Raw genomic sequence first — 16,336 nt, forward strand, 5'->3', positions numbered from 1 at the left:
GCGATGTCCAGGGGCGGCGGCCGTGCCGCCTCGCCCCGCCACTGGAGATCTGAGATGCGCAACGGGGGCTGTGATGATGGCATCGCTGCCACTACATTTGGTGGCATGAGTGCCATCACCGTGCGGATACCCGACAGCATGGACAAGCCGCTGCGCGCCGCCGCAGCCGGCGCCCCTTCGCTGAACGAGTACATCGTGAAGGCGGTGCGGCGCCAGATGACGATCGACGCCGCCCGACAGCTCGCCGCCATCGAGTCCCTCGATGCCGCCACCGAGCCTCTCGACCTGCACGGCGAGGGCGACGCTCTGTGACGCTACGCAAGGGCGACGTGTGGGACGTCGACACCGGCAAGGGCACCCGCACGGTGCTCGTCGTCAGCCTCGACGGGCTCGCCGATGCGTACGGTGCCGTGGTCGCCCTGGTCCTGCATGCCCCAGCCGTGCACCCCGACACCGCGATGAGCGTGCGCCTGACCTCCCCCATCGACGCCTCGGTCGTCGCAGTCAACCTGGTCCAGCTCGCGGCGTCCCGCTTCGACGCCGCCACCCCACACGGCAACATCGGCCCCGAACAGCAGGCCCTCGTCGACAACGCACTCCGTGCGGTCCTCGACCTGTAGAGCCGGAAAGGATCACATCCACGGCACTGACACACCCCAGGATCTGGGGCCCTGTCTGATGGCCGCCGTCCCGGCGCGGCCGCTCCCGGAAGTCCAGGCTCCGATGACTCGCTAGCCTGGAGACCAGGGGGCCGCTCGGGCGACAGCCCAAAGGAGGCCGGCATGGCTGACGTGACTCCTGAGGCCAGAGCGAACGACGGGGCGTGGAACAGTCCCGGCGAGCCTGGCGGCGCGGACACACCCCGCTACCTGCCGATCGCCGAGCACGGCCTGATCGGCGACCTGCGCAGCGCGGCCCTGGTCGGTACGAACGGCACCATCGACTGGTACTGCTGCCCACGCTTCGACGCACCCAGCGTCTTCGCCTCGATCCTCGACGCCGACCGAGGCGGATCCTTCGAGCTCGCCGCCGACGTCCCGGCACGCACAAAACAGTTCTACTTCCCCGACACCAATGTGCTGATCACCCGCTTCTTCGCGGACGACGGGGTCGGCGAGATCCAGGACTTCATGCCGGTCGTCGACGACTCTCGGGAGGCCGACCGGCACCGTCTGATCCGCCGCGTGGTGTGCGTCCGCGGAACGCTGCCCTTCCGCGCACGCGTCGCCCCCCGCTTCGAGTACGGGACCGCGCCCCACACCGTGCACACGCAGCCCGGCCAGGCCGTCTTCGCCTCGTCCACGATCAGGCTCGCGCTGACGTCCACCGTGCCCTTCGAGGTCGCCGGCCAGGACGTATGGTCGCTGTTCAAACTGCACGAGGGCGAATCCGCCGTCTTCACCATCGACCGCGTCGGCGGCGACGTCGCACCACGCTTCTGCGCCGTGTCCGAGGCGGAAAAGCAATTCAACGCCACCGTCTGCTACTGGCGGCGCTGGCTGTCCCAGTCGCGCTACCGCGGCCGCTGGCGGGAGATGGTTCACCGCTCCGCCCTCACCCTGAAACTGCTCACCTACGCCCCCACCGGCGCCATCATCGCCGCCCCGACCACCAGCCTGCCCGAACAGATCGGCGGCGAACGCAATTGGGACTACCGCTACGTGTGGATCCGCGACGCCGCCTTTTGCGTGTACGCGATGCTCAGGCTCGGATTCACCGACGAGGCCGAAGCCTTCATGGGTTTCCTCTCCGAGCACGTCCGGCTCAACGCAACCCAGGCGCCCCACTCCACCGGCCCCCTGCAGATCATGTACGGCATCGACGGGCGCCGTGACCTGCCCGAACGTGAACTGACCCACCTCGAGGGCTACCGCGGCTCAGCACCCGTACGCATCGGCAACGCCGCCGTCGACCAGCTCCAGCTCGACATCTACGGGGCACTCGTCGACTCCCTCTACCTCTACGACAAATGGGGCAAACCCATCTCCAGCGCGCACTGGGACAACATCAGCGAACTCGTCGACTGGGTGTGCGACCACTGGAACCAGCCCGACGAGGGAGTCTGGGAGACTCGCGGAGGCCGCAAGACGTTCCTCTACTCCCGGCTGATGTGCTGGGTGGCGATCGAACGCGCCATGCGGCTGGCCCAGCACCGCGGCCTGCCCGCCGACATGGTCCGCTGGGGCACCGCCCGGGACGCCATCTACCGGCGGATCATGCGCCACGGCTGGTCCGCCGAACGTCACGCCTTCACCCAGTACGAGGACAGCAGCATCCTGGACGCCTCCCTGCTGATGATGCCGCTCGCGAAATTCATCTCCCCGACCGACCCGAAATGGCTCGCCACCCTGGACGCACTGGGCGAGGACCTGGTCTCCGACTCCCTGGTCTACCGCTACGACCCCCAGGCCAGCCCCGACGGCCTGAAGGGCGAGGAAGGCACCTTCTCGATCTGCTCGTTCTGGTACGTCGAAGCACTGACCCGCGCAGGCCGGCTGGACGAAGCCCGCCTCGCCTTCGAGAAGATGCTCACCTACGCCAACCATCTCGGCCTGTACGCGGAGGAGATCGGCCACACCGGCGAACAGCGCGGAAACTTCCCTCAGGCCTTCACCCACCTCGCCCTGATCAGCGCGGCCTTCAATCTCGACCGCATGCTCGGCTGACACCGCGCAGAACCCACCGGCGCAGGGCTCACTTCCGCCCCGTCGCAGCAGGTCCACCTGGCCAGGGCGGACGGCCACCGCCCGGCCGCACCCCTTCCACGTCCACGCTGGACGCCCCCGCCGACCCGCCCCCGGCTCCCGCCGCCGTGCACCACGCATGACATCGGCACCGGCCGCGCCAAAGCCCCGCTCTCGCCCGTCATCGCCGCCTCCACGCGCTGGCTGCTGTCGGCCTTCCCACCGCCGCCGGCCCGCTGAACGACGCCCTGGCCGAAGTCCAGGCGCGGCACGCGGCCAACTTCTCCGCAAACGCGTCCTGTTGCCGTGTTGGAGAGTGGCCGCACCGCAGAAGTTGGCCTCCCGCGTCAGGGTGGCTCCGTCCCGCCGCGTTCCTGGGGCAAGGCTGCCCTGTGCGATGGTGGTCGCATGGCCAGCGAGGTTGGGTTCGAGCCTGATCTGTACCGGGGCACCGCCGGATACTACGACCGGTTCCGGCTTCCCTATCCCGACGCGATGATCGCCGACCTCGCATGCCGGGTAGCCCGGTCAGGGTGCGGGCGCCTGCTCGACCTGGCATGCGGCACCGGCCAGCTCGCCTTCCCGCTGCGCGGCTGGTTCGCGGAGGTATGGTCCGTGGACGCCGAACCCGGCATGACCGAGGTGGTCCGCGCCAAGGCCATCGCCGTCGGCGCAGCCCACATCCGGACGGTCACCGCCAACGCCGAGGATCTGCACGCCGGGCCAGGCAGCTTCGAGCTGATCGTCATCGGCAATGCCTTCCACCGGCTCCGCCGCGCCCTGGTCGCCGAGCGTGCCTACGCTTGGCTCAAGCCCGGCGGCTGCCTAGCGCTGTGCTGGTCGACCTCTCCGTGGGCAGGCCCCCAGGACTGGCAGCGGGCGCTCGACAGCGTGCTGCGCACATGGCAGAACGCCCTTGGCGCGTCCGGCCGCGTTCCGCCCGGCTGGGACCAGCCAAGGAGGCGGGACCCTGACCACGAAGTGTTGTCCCGTGCCGGGTTCGAGCCCACCGGACGCCACGAGTTCTCCGTCGAGCACCACTGGACGATCCGTGAACTCGCCGGGCACATCCGGTCGACATCCTTCCTGCCGCCTTCGTTACTGGCGGACCGCGCCGCCGAGTTCGACGCCGACCTCACCGCCGAACTCAGCCGCCACACGGCCAACGACCGCCTCACCGAAACGGTCAGCTTCGCCTACGAACTGGCCCGCAAGCCAGCCCTCGCGTGACCGCCCGGAAACCGCAATGGCTACCGGATGAGCAGGCGGACCGGACCAGTTCCGCTCGGAGTGTTCCGCCTGTCCGGGAATGTACGCAGGGTGGCAGCGCGTGCCAGCCGGTGAGAGCGCGGGGACCACCCACCGACACCTCAGCTCACTGTGTCAGCCACGGTAGTCACTGAGCTGACACTTGGGTCGGGGGAGGGCTGAGGTCATCCGGACGGCGAGGACATTGCGGCCCGCTCCGACTCGGCGAGCAACATGCAGAACTCGTTGCCCTCCGGGTCGGCGAGAACGACCCAGCCCCAGCCGTCGGGCTTGCGACGATCGGCGACCAGGGAGGCTCCCAGACTCAGCAGGCGCTCGACCTCCGCGTCCCGCGAGGTGTCGGGGCGCAGGCACAGATGGAGCCTGTTCTTGACCGACTTGGGCTCCGGAACCTCGTTGAAGTGCAGGGCCGGGCCGCCGGGCAACATGATCTCGGTTTCGTCATCACCCGGCTCGTCATCGGGGTCCAGGGGACTTCCGGTCACCTCACTCCAGAACCGGGCCAGTTGGTAGGCATTCGCACAGTCGATCGCTATGTTCGTCACCATTGAGGCCATGCGCGCGATCATGTCTGAGCGGCGCCCCACCCCGCCACCGGAATGGCGCCCGCGCATCCTGTACGGCCACGATGTCTATCGCGGGCAGGCCTGCGCGCGGCATCGCGCCGACCGCCGACCGCCGACCGCCGACAACGGTGCGGACTGTGCCGATGATGGCGGTGAGGGGTGCGCTGACGGGAGTGCGGGTGGAGATGTTCCACCGCTGCACCATGCCTCCCGTGCCGATAGCGAGGGGGCGTCGGTCCGGTGAGAACGCCAAGGCGTCGAGCGCTTCTTCGTCGGGTGCGAGAAGTCTTCGGGATTCGGATGAGCCGGAGATTCCGCAGCCGTCGGGGGTGCGGCCGCGGTGGCGTTCGAGGTCGAGCTGGCCCTTGAAGGTCTCGTTGACCGACTCGATGACCTGCCGCAGCGGCCTGAACAGCTGCGCTCCGGGCCCTTCGGCCTCGCCCTTGCGGGCCGGCCGCAGCAGCCGGATGTTCAGTTCGACCAGCTGCTGTTCGAACTCGCGGCCGAAGTAGTTCTTGTCGGCGATCTTTGGAGATCGGTGGCCCCTACGGGGGTAGCGACTCAGGCGCCTACGGTCCCGTCGACACCCTCACGCAGGAAGTCAGCGTGCCCGTTGTGGCGGCCGTATTCCAGGAGCATGTGCACCATCACCATCCGCAGCGACACGTCCTCGCCCCATCTTGGCTGATACCCGGACAAGTCCAGGGACTCGGCCTCCTGCTCGATGCGGCGCGAGTTCTCGACCTCCGCCTGCCAAGCCGCGAACGCCTCGGCCCTTGTCGACGCGCTCGCGTCGTACGCCGCCTGGAAGTCGATCTTGTCGGACCAGACCATAGGCGCATCGTTGTCCTCGAACACCCGGCGGAACCAGGCACGTTCCACCTCCGCCATGTGCCGCACCAGGCCGAGCAGCGAAAGCGTCGACGGCGGCATCGACTGCTGCCGCAGCTCCTCATCGGTGAGCCCGTCGCACTTCATGGCGAGGGTCGCTCGGTGGTAGTCGAGAAAGGTCCGCAGCATGTCGCGTTCGCTGCCGAAGTTGGGCGGACCTATGCGATTGTCGATGGTCATTGCTCGTGCTCCTCGCCCGTGCCTGTGTTCAGGGACAGTATCTACTCTCACCGGTTGCCCCAGGTACGGCCGCCAACCGGAACGGACCTTCATGGTCACCCGCCGCCGTGGCTCCCCCTTGGAATCAATATCTTGACGAGTAGTTCCGAAGTACTGAATGGCCGAAGGGAGTTGTCGGACCTGCCCGCTACGTTGAGCGCATGACATATGTAGAGGGCAAGATCGAGCGCATCAGGCCGCAGCAGTTCCACGAGACCGTGGGCCTGGAGGACTGGCGTGTGCTGGGCGAGGGGGCGTGCGCGTACTTCCGCACCGGGTCGTTCACGGTCGGCGCCCGGCTCGTGCAGGCGATCAGCGAGTTGCCGGGCGTTGGGGACGGTCACCCGGACGTCGACCTGCGGCACGAGGGCGTGACCATTCGGCTGATCACGATCATGGACGACTACTACGGGCTGACCGAGCGGCATATCGAGCTGGCCCGGCAGATTTCGGCAGTGGCGCGCACGCTGGACATCCCAGCCGACCCGTCCACCGTGCAGACCGTCCAGGTCACTGTCGACGCCCTCGCCGGTCCCGACGTGGTGCCCTTCTGGCGTGCCCTGCTCGGCTACCAGGACCGCGCGAACAGCTGCGAAGACCTGATCGACCCGCACCGCCGCGGGGCACCGTTCTACTTCCAGCAGATGGACGCACCGCGCCCGCAGCGCAACCGGGTCCATGTCGACGTCTGGGTGCCATACGACCAGGCCGAGGCGCGGATAGCCGCGGCGCTCGCTGCCGGCGGCCGTCTGGTGAATGATGCCGACGCGCCGTCGAACTGGGTGCTGGCCGACCCCGAGGGGAACGAGGCGTGTGTCGGCGTGGCCGGCTGGACTGGGCCAGCCGCCGGCCGCCCGTGAAACGAGCAGCCGTCGCCTGCCGCAAGCCCGACTCGGGCGACGACGCGGTCACCGTGCTCAACAGGGCAGTCGACCTGGTCCGCAACGGGGCTGTCGTGGGAGCCACCACCCCGCTGAGGGCGCGACCTCCCCTGCCGTTCGTCGACTGAGCCGGTGTCTCCCCATGTGGATGCTGTTCCTAGTATGGAACGGTTGTTGAGGTGTACCAGGGCGTCGTACGGGAGTAAGAGGGTCACGTGAGAGAACTGATCGCCGGTCAGTCGGGGCTCGGTCCGGCGTTGTTGCTCCTCGCGGCAGGGGTCGCTTCCGGGCTCGCCGGTTCGGTCGCAGGTCTGGCCTCGCTGTTCAGTTACCCCGCGCTGCTCGCCGTCGGCCTTCCGCCCGTGGCGGCCAACGTCACCAATACCGTGGCCCTCTTCTCCAACACCGTGGGAAGCGCCGCCGGATCCCGGGCGGAACTGCGCGGGCAGCGCGGGCGTCTCGTCCGTCTCGCGGTCACGGCGGCGCTGGGCGGGGCGATCGGCGCGGCCCTGCTGCTCGGCACACCGTCCTCGACCTTCGAACTGGTCGTACCGTGGCTCATTGCCCTCGGCTCGGTACTGATCCTGGCGCGCGAACCCTTGCGGCGCCTGACCACGAAGCGCAACGCGGACTCGACCTTCGTGCGCCGACTCCCCGTTGCCTGCGCGGTCCTGCTGGTCGGCCTGTACGGCGGTTACTTCGGCGCGGCGGCGGGCGTACTGATGCTGGCCGTGCTCTCACTGTCCGCGACGGAGCCGCTGCCGGTGACCAACGCCGTCAAGAACATCGCCACCGGCGCCGCCAATGTCACCGCGGCCCTTGCCTACGCCTTCCTCGCCCCGGTCGACTGGAGCGCGGCCGCCGTGCTCGGCGTCGGCTGCTTCGCGGGTGCCTGGATGGGGCCGGCGGTCGTTCGGCGGCTGCCCGAGACGCCGCTGCGGGTCGCGATCGCCCTCGCCGGACTCGGGCTGGCCTGGAGTCTGTGGCGGGATGCCACCGGCTGAGTGGCCCGGCTCACATGGCGCTGCGGGGGCGACACCGACACCATGGGTCGCGTCACCGGCAGGCTGAAGGGATCAAGAATGTTCCGCAAGGTGCTGGTCGCCAACCGTGGTGAGATCGCGATTCGCGCGTTCCGTGCCGGCTATGAGCTGGGCGCGCGAACCGTCGCCGTCTTCCCGCACGAGGACCGCAACTCACTGCACCGGCTGAAGGCCGACGAGGCGTACGAGATCGGCCAGCCCGGGCATCCGGTGCGGGCCTACCTCTCCGTCGAGGAGATCGTCCGCGCGGCGCTGCGGGCCGGTGCGGACGCGGTCTACCCGGGATACGGGTTCCTGTCCGAGAACCCCGACCTGGCCCGCGCCTGCGAAGAGGCAGGCATCACGTTCGTAGGACCGAGTGCGGAAACGCTCGAGCTGACCGGGAACAAGGCGCGCGCGGTGGCCGCTGCGCGCGCGGCCGGCGTACCGGTGCTCGGCTCCTCTGCGCCCTCCGACGACGTGGACGAACTGGTCCGTGCCGCTGAGGACATCGGCTTTCCCGTGTTCGTCAAGGCGGTCGCCGGTGGCGGAGGACGCGGCATGCGCCGCGTCGAGGACCCCGCCCTGCTGCGCGAGTCCATTGAGGCGGCGGCGCGCGAGGCCGCGTCCGCGTTCGGCGATTCAACCGTCTTCCTGGAGAAGGCCGTCATCGACCCCCGCCACATCGAGGTGCAGATCCTCGCCGACGGGCACGGCCATGTCATCCACCTCTTCGAGCGTGACTGCTCGGTGCAGCGCCGCCACCAGAAGGTGATCGAGCTGGCGCCCGCCCCGAACCTGGACCCGGCGCTGCGTGAGCGGATCTGTGCCGACGCCGTGCGGTTCGCCCGGGAGATCGGCTACCGCAACGCGGGCACCGTGGAGTTCCTGCTCGACCGCGACGGGAACCACGTCTTCATCGAGATGAACCCGCGCATCCAGGTCGAGCACACGGTGACCGAGGAAGTCACCGACGTCGACCTCGTGCAGGCGCAGCTGCGGATCGCCGCCGGCGAGACGCTGGCCGACCTCGGCCTCGCGCAGGAGACCGTCACCTTGCGCGGCGCCGCACTGCAGTGCCGGATCACCACCGAGGACCCGGCCAACGGCTTCCGGCCGGACACCGGCAGGATCAGCGCCTACCGCTCGCCGGGCGGGTCGGGCATCCGGCTGGACGGCGGCACCACCCACGCAGGTACCGAGATCAGCGCGCACTTCGACTCGATGCTGGTCAAACTCACCTGCCGGGGGCGGGACTTCAAGACCGCGATCGGCCGCGCCCGGCGTGCCGTGGCCGAGTTCCGCATCCGCGGCGTGGCCACGAACATCCCCTTCCTGCAAGCCGTCCTCGACGACCCGGACTTCCAGGCCGGACAGGTCACGACGTCGTTCATCGAGGAGCGGCCGCACCTGCTCACTGCACGGCACTCCGCCGACCGCGGCACGAAGCTGCTCACCTACCTCGCCGACGTGACGGTGAACAAGCCCCACGGCGAGCGTCCCGACCTCATCGACCCGTCCACCAAACTGCCGCCCGTGCCCGCCACCGAACCGCCCGCCGGCTCCCGGCAGCGGCTCGAACAACTCGGCCCGGAGGGCTTCGCCCGATGGCTGCGCGAGGCGCCGACCATCGGCGTCACCGACACCACGTTCCGGGACGCCCACCAGTCGCTGCTTGCCACCCGGGTCCGCACCAAGGACATGCTCGCCGTCGCCCCCGTGGTGGCGCGGACGCTGCCGCAACTGCTGTCCCTGGAGTGCTGGGGCGGTGCCACGTACGACGTCGCACTGCGCTTTCTCGCGGAGGACCCCTGGGAGCGGCTGGCCGCACTCCGCGAATCCGTGCCCAACATCTGCCTGCAGATGCTGCTGCGCGGCCGCAACACCGTGGGCTACACGCCGTACCCGACCGAGGTGACCGACGCCTTCGTGCAGGAGGCGGCGGCCACCGGCATCGACATCTTCCGCATCTTCGACGCTCTCAACGACGTCGAGCAGATGCGGCCCGCCATCGACGCCGTACGGCAGACCGGAACGGCGATCGCCGAGGTCGCGCTCTGCTACACCTCCGACCTGTCCGACCCGTCCGAGCGGCTGTACACCCTGGACTACTACCTCCGGCTGGCCGAACAGATCGTGGCCGCCGGCGCCCACGTCCTGGCCGTCAAGGACATGGCGGGGCTGCTCCGTGCCCCGGCCGCCGCGACCCTCGTATCGGCCCTGCGCCGCGAGTTCGACCTGCCGGTGCACGTCCACACCCATGACACCGCGGGAGGCCAGCTCGCCACCTACCTCGCCGCGATCCAGGCCGGCGCGGACGCGGTGGACGGCGCGGTGGCGTCCATGGCGGGCACCACGTCGCAACCGTCGCTGTCGGCGATCGTGGCCGCGACCGACTACTCCGATCGGCCGACCGGCCTTGACCTGAAGGCGGTCGGGGACCTGGAGCCGTACTGGGAGAGCGTCCGCAAGATCTACGCGCCGTTCGAGGCGGGCCTGGCCTCGCCGACCGGGCGTGTCTACCACCACGAAATCCCCGGCGGGCAGCTGTCCAACCTGCGCACCCAGGCGATCGCGCTCGGCCTCGGCGACCGCTTCGAGGAGATCGAGGCGACGTACGCCGCCGCCGACCGGATCCTCGGCCGCCTGGTGAAGGTCACCCCGTCGTCCAAGGTGGTCGGCGACCTGGCCCTGCACCTGGTCGGCGCCGGGGTGACGCCGGAGGACTTCGAGGCGACGCCGGACAAGTTCGACATCCCCGACTCCGTCATCGGCTTCCTGCGCGGTGAGTTGGGCAATCCGCCCGGCGGGTGGCCGGAGCCGTTCCGCACCAAGGCGCTGGCGGGCCGCGCCGATCCCAAGCCCATGCAGGAGCTGACCTCGGAGGACCGTGCGGGACTGGCGAAGGACCGTCGCGCGACGCTCAACGGCCTGCTGTTCCCCGGACCGACGCGCGACTACGAAGCACACCGTCAGACCTACGGCGACACCAGCGTGCTGGACAGCAAGGACTTCTTCTACGGGCTGCGCCCCGCGAAGGAGTACGCCGTCGACCTCGAGCCCGGCGTACGGCTCCTGATCGAACTGCAGGCCGTCGGCGAGGCCGACGAACGCGGCATGCGCACGGTGATGTCCACCCTGAACGGCCAACTGCGGCCGATTCAGGTACGCGACACCGCGGCGGCCTCCGACATTCCGTCGACCGAGAAGGCCGACCGGGCCAACCCCGGCCATGTGGCCGCGCCGTTCGCCGGAGTGGTGACGCTCGCGGTGGCCGAGGGCGACGAGGTGGCGGCAGGTGCCGTGGTGGCCACCATCGAGGCGATGAAGATGGAGGCCGCGATCACTGCCCCGAAGGCCGGAAAGGTGTCCCGGCTGGCCATCAACAAGATCCAGCAGGTGGAGGGCGGCGACCTTCTGGTCGAGATCGCGTAGGCCGTCGCTCGCGGCGGTCATGGATCGGGTGGAAATCCGTGGAGTCCGGCTGGAGTTGGCCTTGGCCGCCCAATGTCAAACACCCAGCGACCCGCCTTCACCTCTTCCACACATTGCTGTCACCTGACCATCACGTGCTGGGTATGCTCCTGGAGCTCCATTCGCACCACTGAGGGGGGATTCCTCATGCGCATACGCCATGTCCTGACTGTCGCCGCCGCTGCCGGGATGCTCGCGGCCGTCGCTGCCGTCCCGGCCCAGGCCACCGAGTATTCGTCCGCGCTGAAAATAAAGGGCGTCCAGTACAACGCGCCGGGCACGGACTCCAACAACTGCTCCACGGGCAATACCAAGGACGAGTACCTGACGATCAAGAACTACTCGCGTAGCACGACCGTGAACCTGAAGGGCTACGTGGTCAAGGACGCCATCGGCAACAAGTTCACCTTCCCCGCGAACCACTACCTTCAGCCCGGCGACTACATCAAGCTCCGGGGCGGCCACGGCACCGACTCCGACGCCAACAACGTCGTCTACCGCCAGAACTGCAACTTCATCTGGAACAACGACAAGGACACCATCTACCTCTACAAGTCCTCCGGTGCCCACGCCGACACTCACTCCTACACCGCGGCCGGCAACGACCCCGACGGCAACGGTTACATCACCTATCACGGCTGATCCACATCGGCGTGACCGTCGCACTGATCGGCGCCGCCGCACCGCTCGTGGGGTGAGCGGGACAGGCCTGGGGGCGCGCTCGGGCCCCTGACCGACACCGCAGGAAAGGTCGTCGCGGGCGGTGGCTCCCTGCGCGCCGAGCCGATCGACGTCATGGGTGAGGGCTGGCTGGCCCAGTTCCTGAGCTGTCGGATGCCGCGTGGGCGGTGACCGCGCCGTTGCCACCTGCCGTGGGCCGGGCCCGCGGCAGGTGGCGGGATCACCGATCAGGCGGGCAGTGAGACGAGCCAGTCGGTCAGGTGCTGGTTGACCTCCTCGGGGCGCTCCTGCTGGATCCAGTGGCCGCAGCCGTCGAGGATGTGTGAGGAGCGCAGGCCGGGCAGGGTGGTCGGGAAGGCGTCGATCGCGTCGGCCAGCCAGGTGGTGGAGGCGTCCAGTGCTCCGCCGAGGAACAGGGACGGCTGGGTGATGGGGGCGCCGTCGAAGTCGGCGAGGTCTGCCCAGTCCCGGTCCATGTTGCGGTATCGGTTCAGTGCACCGCTCAGCCCCGTTCGCTCGAACTCCCCGGCGTACACGTCGAGATCGTCCTCGCTGAGCCACGCGGGCAGTCGGCCTGCGGGGAACCGGTCACGCAGCGTCCCGCCGGGGCTGACGAAGTGCGGGTCGGGGGCGCCGGGTGCGGGCATGGTGCCCGCGGAGAGAGCGGCATAGAAACCGGCGAGCCAGCCGCGTACGTCTGGTTCGATCTCGGACTCGGCCCGGCCGGGTTGCTGGAAGTAGGGGACGTAGAACTCCTCCTCCCCGCCCATTCCCGCGAAGACCTCGCTGGGCCGCGATCCCCCGCGCGGTGCGTAGGGGATGCTCAACAGGCCGACCGCGCGGAAGACATCGGGCCTGACCAGGGCGGAGTTCGCAGCGATGGTCGCGCCCCAGTCGTGCCCGACGACCACCGCGGTCCGCTCGCCCAGGGCGTGCACTACGGCAGCGTTGTCCCCGACCAGATCGAGCATCCGGTACGCGGCCACATCCTCGGGTTTCGAGGAGCGTCCGTATCCGCGCACGTCGATGGCGACCGCGCGGTATCCGGCCGCGGCCAGCACCGGCAGCTGGTGACGCCACGAGTACCAGGACTCAGGAAAGCCGTGCACCAGCAGGACCAGCGGCCCGGCCCCCTGCTCCACCAGGTGGATCCGGCCCGCGGGAGTGGGGACCAGACGATGCGTCACGTCTGTGACCTGGGCGGGCTGCGACATGAATCCTCCGGTCTGCCTGACTGCCGGTGAGTAGTGCGAGGAGTGCACCGGCGCCCGGGTACGGCCGCCGATGCCGGTGCGGGTCGGCTCCTACGGAGATCCTGCGGCCGCTGCCGAACCACCGCGACTCATGTTGCCAGTTCGGCAAACCGCTCTTTGGGGGTCGCACGGTGATCGAGGTACTCACCGCCGCCGCCCAGGAGACGGGAGCAGGCCCCGCCGCCCTGGCTCTGGCCTGGTTGCCGGCCGTCCCGGCATCGGCTGCACCATCGTCGGCCCACGCAAGCCGGCGCTACCGTCGACGACGCGACGAGCCATGTGTATCCGCCCGAGGAAGAATTTCCCACGTCTGTTTGGGATGCTGGCGCGGTGTCGACCACACCACGGCTACCCGAGCCCGTCACCCCGGACGCGCGCACGGTCCTGAAGCGGCCATTGCTCACCCAGCAGTGGCTCGATCTCGCCTTCGTCCACTGGGCGGTCGACCCGGGCGACATCGCCGGGCTGTTGCCGGAGGGCACGGTCCCCGACGTGCTCGGCGGGGTGAGCTATGTGGGCCTGGTCGCCTTCCGGATGCACCGGGTGGGCTGGCTTCGGTCGCCGGGAGTGCCTTATCTGGGCACGTTCCCGGAGACGAACGTGCGCCTGTACTCCGTGGACGCGCACGGTCGGCGCGGCGTGGTCTTCCGGTCGATGGATGCCTCCCGGCTCGTGCCCGTGCTGATGGGACGGGCCGGCTTCCGGCTGCCGTACGTGTGGTCCCGTATGACCGTCCGTACCGTCGACGACGTCATCACCTACACCAGCTCACGGCGCTGGCCCGGGCCACGCGGCGCATACAGTCGCATCGTCCTGCGCAAGGGCGAACGCGTTGTGGAACCAACCGAGTTGGAGCACTTCCTGACGGCGCGGTGGGGTATGCACAACGCCTTCCTCGGCGACGTCGGGTACCTCCCGAACCAGCATCCGCGCTGGCCGCTGCACCGCGCGAAGCTGATCGAGTGCGAGGAGAACCTCGTCGCGGCCGCCGGTGTGCCCGCACCGCTGGGCCAACCGGTCAGCGTGCTGTACTCGCCGGGTGTGCCGGTCCGGCTCGGGCGGCCGGTCCGGCCGGGCGGCATCCCGACCCCCTGAGAGTCGGCAAACCGTTGACCGACGACCACGTCGACGGGGGCGAGCGGCGCGCGTCGGCGCGCTGGGGGAAACCCCCACGGCAAGATGGAGGGAATCCGCGGGCAGACAATCACGTTGCGGCGGCCTCGGGGATCGGGGCCGGTCAGGGTGGTTGGGCGTCGACGGTGGCCTCCGCGCCAGCCGCCGGCGCGCGGCCGGCCGACCGCGGTTGCGACGAGATCAGCCCGCAGCCTTGTGTCGTCGGCCAGTCGAGGCGGTACGGCATTGGAGTCCCCTCGGGCGCCACCACCGTCCGTACGCCCCGCTCCCGCGCCGCCCGCTCCAACAGCCCCGTAGGCGCCCAAGTCGGCCCCCTTACTCTCAGGGAATCCGGCTCCGGCGGATTCTCAATCGCCTGGATACGGGTCGCCTGTCAGCCTCTCGGTGGTACAAGCGTCACGACCGGCGGTGGAAGCGCTGGATGAATGATTGAGGTCGAGTAGGGCCCCGAGATGAATCACCGTCACGAGCCGTTCTGTGCGGCGCGAGCAAGCTTGCGGTGTGTGCGGATCATCATGGCGCGGGCCATGAAGGGGTGGACCCTCTTTACGGCGCCCCAGTAGAACCTGGAGCGCAGGGCGTTCGTCTTCACGGAGCTGCAGAGGGTGACGTGCTTCTCGTCGATGACGATCGAGGCCCAGGCGTCGAGGCCGGCGGTGCTCACGTTCATGAGCGCCTCGCCGTCCTGCTGCGCCGTGATCGGGAAGGCGTCGCGCAGGATGCCGGTCCAGGCCGCCGGATCGCGCGGCATCCCGGGGTGCAGTTCCATCGCGTACGCATCGTGGTAGTCGGGCCGGTCGACGGCCTCCCTGATCAGCCGCGCGCCTTCGGGAAACGCCACTGCTACGGGCTTGTCCTTGGCCATCGCATACCTCCATACGCTACCGTATGGAAAACCATACGGTAGCGTATGGTCATGGTGCAACGGCAGCAGATCAAGAAAGCCAGGCTCTCCGCCCGTGACTGGGCGGAAGCGGCCCTCGCCGCCATCGGTGAGGGTGGCGGTCTGGCGGCGGTCGCGGTCGAGCCGCTGGCCGCCCGCCTCGGCGCCACGAAAGGCAGCTTCTACTGGCATTTCGCCAACCGCGAGGCGCTGATCGAGGCTGCGCTCGCCCGCTGGGCCGAAGCCGACACCGAGGAGATCATCGCGGCGGTGGAGACCGAGCCGGACCCGGAGAAGCGGCTGCGCAGACTGTTCACCGAGGTCACCAAACCGGCCACTGCCGATCCGATCGAACTCTCGCTGCTCGCCAGCACCGACCACCCTCGGGTCGCCGCCGCTCTGCGGCAGGTGACCGAGCGGCGGATCGACTACCTGACCGGTCTCTTCACCGAGCTCGGCTTCGCCGAGAACGAGGCGCGGCGGCGCGGGTTGATGGCGTACAGCCTCTATCTGGGGCACACCCAGCTCGCCCACTCCGCCCCGACCGTGCTGCCCGGGCGTGCGGAGTTCCCCGCGTACCTGGAGGCGACGATGGACGCGCTTCTCCAGTGTGAGGAGCGCGTGCCTGAGGGCTGAGGGGATCGCGCGCCCGCCTTCCGGGCCGGCGGTCAGCGGGCGAACGCCTCGGTCAGGCGCACGCTGTAGCCGTCCTCTTCCATCAGGACGACCGTGACGCCGAAGGGGGAGGGGTGGTCCAGCTCGAGGGGAATGAAGGAGTAGTCGACCGCGGCCTGGATCGGCGGGACCAGTTCGCCGTCCACCTGTGGCTCAAGCGTGGCAAGCCACTGGGGTTGGACCGGGACCCGGCCCTCGGGGGAGCGGGTCAGGATCTGCTCCGTGTAGGGGAACTGGTGGAGTACGTGGCCGTCCTTCGTGGCATGCACCATGTTCAGACAGGGCGCCGGGCCGACGACCGGCAGCTCGCAGGCGGTGGTGACGTCGTGGGTTTCCCAGGCGAGGACGACTTCGTCGGCGCCGGCCGCCGCGGCGATGTTCGAGAGCTCGACGATACCGGTGAGTGCGTCCTGGCCGGCCTTGATGGGGCGTACCCAGATCAGGCCCACCAGCTCGCCGCGGACCAGCGGCATGATGACCGGGCGGGGCACCGCTCCCTCGCCCAAGCCTGTGGTGTACGCGTTCTTCATCGATTCGACCAGCGCGTTCCAGATTCGCGTATCCACGAACTCTCCCTCAGCAACAGCACGTTCACGAGCACGCCGACCCTGCCACGGCAGCCGCGCCGCCGCCAGCCGAGGTGAACAGCCCAGGTGGAGCGGGGCGTCAGGTGACCGGCTCATAGCAACCGTGGCCGTCGAGCG

General features: G+C 69.3%; 16 protein-coding genes and 1 pseudogene. 11 read left to right on the forward strand and 6 right to left on the reverse strand.

Annotation, left to right across the window (positions count from 1 at the left end):
* Nucleotides 1-105 precede the first annotated feature (105 nt).
* The 4 genes from ACZ4WS_RS27530 (at nt 106) to ACZ4WS_RS27545 (ending at nt 3,914) form a co-directional block, all read left to right on the forward strand.
* Complete coding sequence (locus ACZ4WS_RS27530) at nt 106-312, forward strand: hypothetical protein (protein WP_467984386.1); 207 nt, start codon at nt 106-108, stop codon at nt 310-312.
* On the forward strand, nt 309-620 hold the full coding sequence (locus tag ACZ4WS_RS27535) for a hypothetical protein (protein ID WP_467984388.1): 312 nt from the start codon (nt 309-311) through the stop codon (nt 618-620). The genes ACZ4WS_RS27530 and ACZ4WS_RS27535 overlap by 4 nt, the downstream gene beginning before the upstream one ends.
* A 162-nt stretch (nt 621-782) precedes the next feature.
* Nucleotides 783-2,666 (forward strand): glycoside hydrolase family 15 protein, encoded by a 1,884-nt coding sequence (locus ACZ4WS_RS27540; protein WP_467984389.1) that lies wholly within the window; start codon nt 783-785, stop codon nt 2,664-2,666.
* 426 nt (nt 2,667-3,092) lie between these two features.
* Nucleotides 3,093-3,914, forward strand: coding sequence for a class I SAM-dependent methyltransferase (locus tag ACZ4WS_RS27545; RefSeq protein WP_467984391.1), 822 nt, complete (start codon nt 3,093-3,095; stop codon nt 3,912-3,914).
* Nucleotides 3,915-4,117: 203 nt separating this feature from the next.
* Here the strand turns inward: ACZ4WS_RS27545 and ACZ4WS_RS27550 are convergent, their stop codons facing one another.
* The 3 genes and pseudogenes from ACZ4WS_RS27550 to ACZ4WS_RS27560 form a co-directional block, all read right to left on the reverse strand.
* Nucleotides 4,118-4,510 (reverse strand): VOC family protein, encoded by a 393-nt coding sequence (locus ACZ4WS_RS27550; RefSeq protein ID WP_467984392.1) that lies wholly within the window; start codon nt 4,508-4,510, stop codon nt 4,118-4,120.
* A 328-nt stretch (nt 4,511-4,838) separates the two neighbouring features.
* Nucleotides 4,839-5,045: pseudogene (locus tag ACZ4WS_RS27555) on the reverse strand (IS982 family transposase); the annotation flags it as partial.
* 35 nt (nt 5,046-5,080) lie between these two features.
* On the reverse strand, nt 5,081-5,590 hold the full coding sequence (locus ACZ4WS_RS27560; RefSeq protein WP_467984394.1) for a DinB family protein: 510 nt from the start codon (nt 5,588-5,590) through the stop codon (nt 5,081-5,083).
* A gap of 200 nt (nt 5,591-5,790) precedes the next feature.
* Between ACZ4WS_RS27560 and ACZ4WS_RS27565 the strand changes: the two genes are divergently transcribed.
* The 5 genes from ACZ4WS_RS27565 (at nt 5,791) to ACZ4WS_RS27585 (ending at nt 11,648) form a co-directional block, all read left to right on the forward strand.
* Nucleotides 5,791-6,489, forward strand: coding sequence for a VOC family protein (locus ACZ4WS_RS27565; protein WP_467984396.1), 699 nt, complete (start codon nt 5,791-5,793; stop codon nt 6,487-6,489).
* Nucleotides 6,486-6,638 carry a hypothetical protein gene (locus ACZ4WS_RS27570; protein WP_467984398.1) on the forward strand — a complete coding sequence of 51 codons (153 nt, stop codon included), beginning with the start codon at nt 6,486-6,488 and terminating at the stop codon, nt 6,636-6,638. The genes ACZ4WS_RS27565 and ACZ4WS_RS27570 overlap by 4 nt, the downstream gene beginning before the upstream one ends.
* Before the next feature lie 87 nt (nt 6,639-6,725).
* A complete protein-coding gene (locus ACZ4WS_RS27575; RefSeq protein ID WP_467984400.1) occupies nt 6,726-7,514 on the forward strand; it encodes a sulfite exporter TauE/SafE family protein in 789 nt (262 codons plus the stop codon).
* A gap of 78 nt (nt 7,515-7,592) precedes the next feature.
* The gene (locus ACZ4WS_RS27580; RefSeq protein WP_467984402.1) at nt 7,593-10,967 is read left to right on the forward strand and encodes a pyruvate carboxylase; all 3,375 of its coding nucleotides are present in this window, start codon (nt 7,593-7,595) and stop codon (nt 10,965-10,967) included.
* 186 nt (nt 10,968-11,153) lie between these two features.
* Nucleotides 11,154-11,648: a lamin tail domain-containing protein gene (locus ACZ4WS_RS27585; RefSeq protein ID WP_467984404.1), complete on the forward strand. Its 495-nt coding sequence runs from the start codon at nt 11,154-11,156 to the stop codon at nt 11,646-11,648.
* Nucleotides 11,649-11,914: 266 nt separating this feature from the next.
* Here the strand turns inward: ACZ4WS_RS27585 and ACZ4WS_RS27590 are convergent, their stop codons facing one another.
* The gene (locus tag ACZ4WS_RS27590) at nt 11,915-12,901 is read right to left on the reverse strand and encodes an alpha/beta fold hydrolase (protein WP_467984405.1); all 987 of its coding nucleotides are present in this window, start codon (nt 12,899-12,901) and stop codon (nt 11,915-11,917) included.
* A gap of 369 nt (nt 12,902-13,270) precedes the next feature.
* Here ACZ4WS_RS27590 and ACZ4WS_RS27595 point away from each other — a divergent pair, with 369 nt between their 5' ends.
* Nucleotides 13,271-14,035 (forward strand): YqjF family protein, encoded by a 765-nt coding sequence (locus ACZ4WS_RS27595; protein ID WP_467984407.1) that lies wholly within the window; start codon nt 13,271-13,273, stop codon nt 14,033-14,035.
* 502 nt (nt 14,036-14,537) lie between these two features.
* On the opposite strand, the gene ACZ4WS_RS27600 is transcribed toward ACZ4WS_RS27595, so the two are convergent.
* On the reverse strand, nt 14,538-14,939 hold the full coding sequence (locus tag ACZ4WS_RS27600; RefSeq protein WP_467984408.1) for a hypothetical protein: 402 nt from the start codon (nt 14,937-14,939) through the stop codon (nt 14,538-14,540).
* Nucleotides 14,940-14,984: 45 nt separating this feature from the next.
* Here ACZ4WS_RS27600 and ACZ4WS_RS27605 point away from each other — a divergent pair, with 45 nt between their 5' ends.
* Nucleotides 14,985-15,593, forward strand: coding sequence for a TetR/AcrR family transcriptional regulator (locus ACZ4WS_RS27605; RefSeq protein WP_467984410.1), 609 nt, complete (start codon nt 14,985-14,987; stop codon nt 15,591-15,593).
* A 32-nt stretch (nt 15,594-15,625) separates the two neighbouring features.
* Here the strand turns inward: ACZ4WS_RS27605 and ACZ4WS_RS27610 are convergent, their stop codons facing one another.
* Complete coding sequence (locus ACZ4WS_RS27610; protein WP_467984411.1) at nt 15,626-16,198, reverse strand: hypothetical protein; 573 nt, start codon at nt 16,196-16,198, stop codon at nt 15,626-15,628.
* Between the last annotated feature and the right edge of the window lie 138 nt (nt 16,199-16,336).

The organism is Streptomyces sp. NPDC029292, from assembly GCF_055569295.1.

Bases quoted from the DNA above. Each gene is read 5' to 3' on its own strand.
- ACZ4WS_RS27550 (WP_467984392.1), bottom strand. From the start codon at position 4,510: ATGGCCTCAATGGTGACGAACATAGCGATCGACTGTGCGAATGCCTAC.
- ACZ4WS_RS27530 (WP_467984386.1), top strand. From the start codon at position 106: ATGAGTGCCATCACCGTGCGGATACCCGACAGCATGGACAAGCCGCTG.
- ACZ4WS_RS27580 (WP_467984402.1), top strand. From the start codon at position 7,593: ATGTTCCGCAAGGTGCTGGTCGCCAACCGTGGTGAGATCGCGATTCGC.
- ACZ4WS_RS27565 (WP_467984396.1), top strand. From the start codon at position 5,791: ATGACATATGTAGAGGGCAAGATCGAGCGCATCAGGCCGCAGCAGTTC.
- ACZ4WS_RS27600 (WP_467984408.1), bottom strand. From the start codon at position 14,939: ATGGCCAAGGACAAGCCCGTAGCAGTGGCGTTTCCCGAAGGCGCGCGG.
- ACZ4WS_RS27540 (WP_467984389.1), top strand. From the start codon at position 783: ATGGCTGACGTGACTCCTGAGGCCAGAGCGAACGACGGGGCGTGGAAC.
- ACZ4WS_RS27545 (WP_467984391.1), top strand. From the start codon at position 3,093: ATGGCCAGCGAGGTTGGGTTCGAGCCTGATCTGTACCGGGGCACCGCC.
- ACZ4WS_RS27560 (WP_467984394.1), bottom strand. From the start codon at position 5,590: ATGACCATCGACAATCGCATAGGTCCGCCCAACTTCGGCAGCGAACGC.
- ACZ4WS_RS27605 (WP_467984410.1), top strand. From the start codon at position 14,985: ATGGTCATGGTGCAACGGCAGCAGATCAAGAAAGCCAGGCTCTCCGCC.
- ACZ4WS_RS27585 (WP_467984404.1), top strand. From the start codon at position 11,154: ATGCGCATACGCCATGTCCTGACTGTCGCCGCCGCTGCCGGGATGCTC.
- ACZ4WS_RS27590 (WP_467984405.1), bottom strand. From the start codon at position 12,901: ATGTCGCAGCCCGCCCAGGTCACAGACGTGACGCATCGTCTGGTCCCC.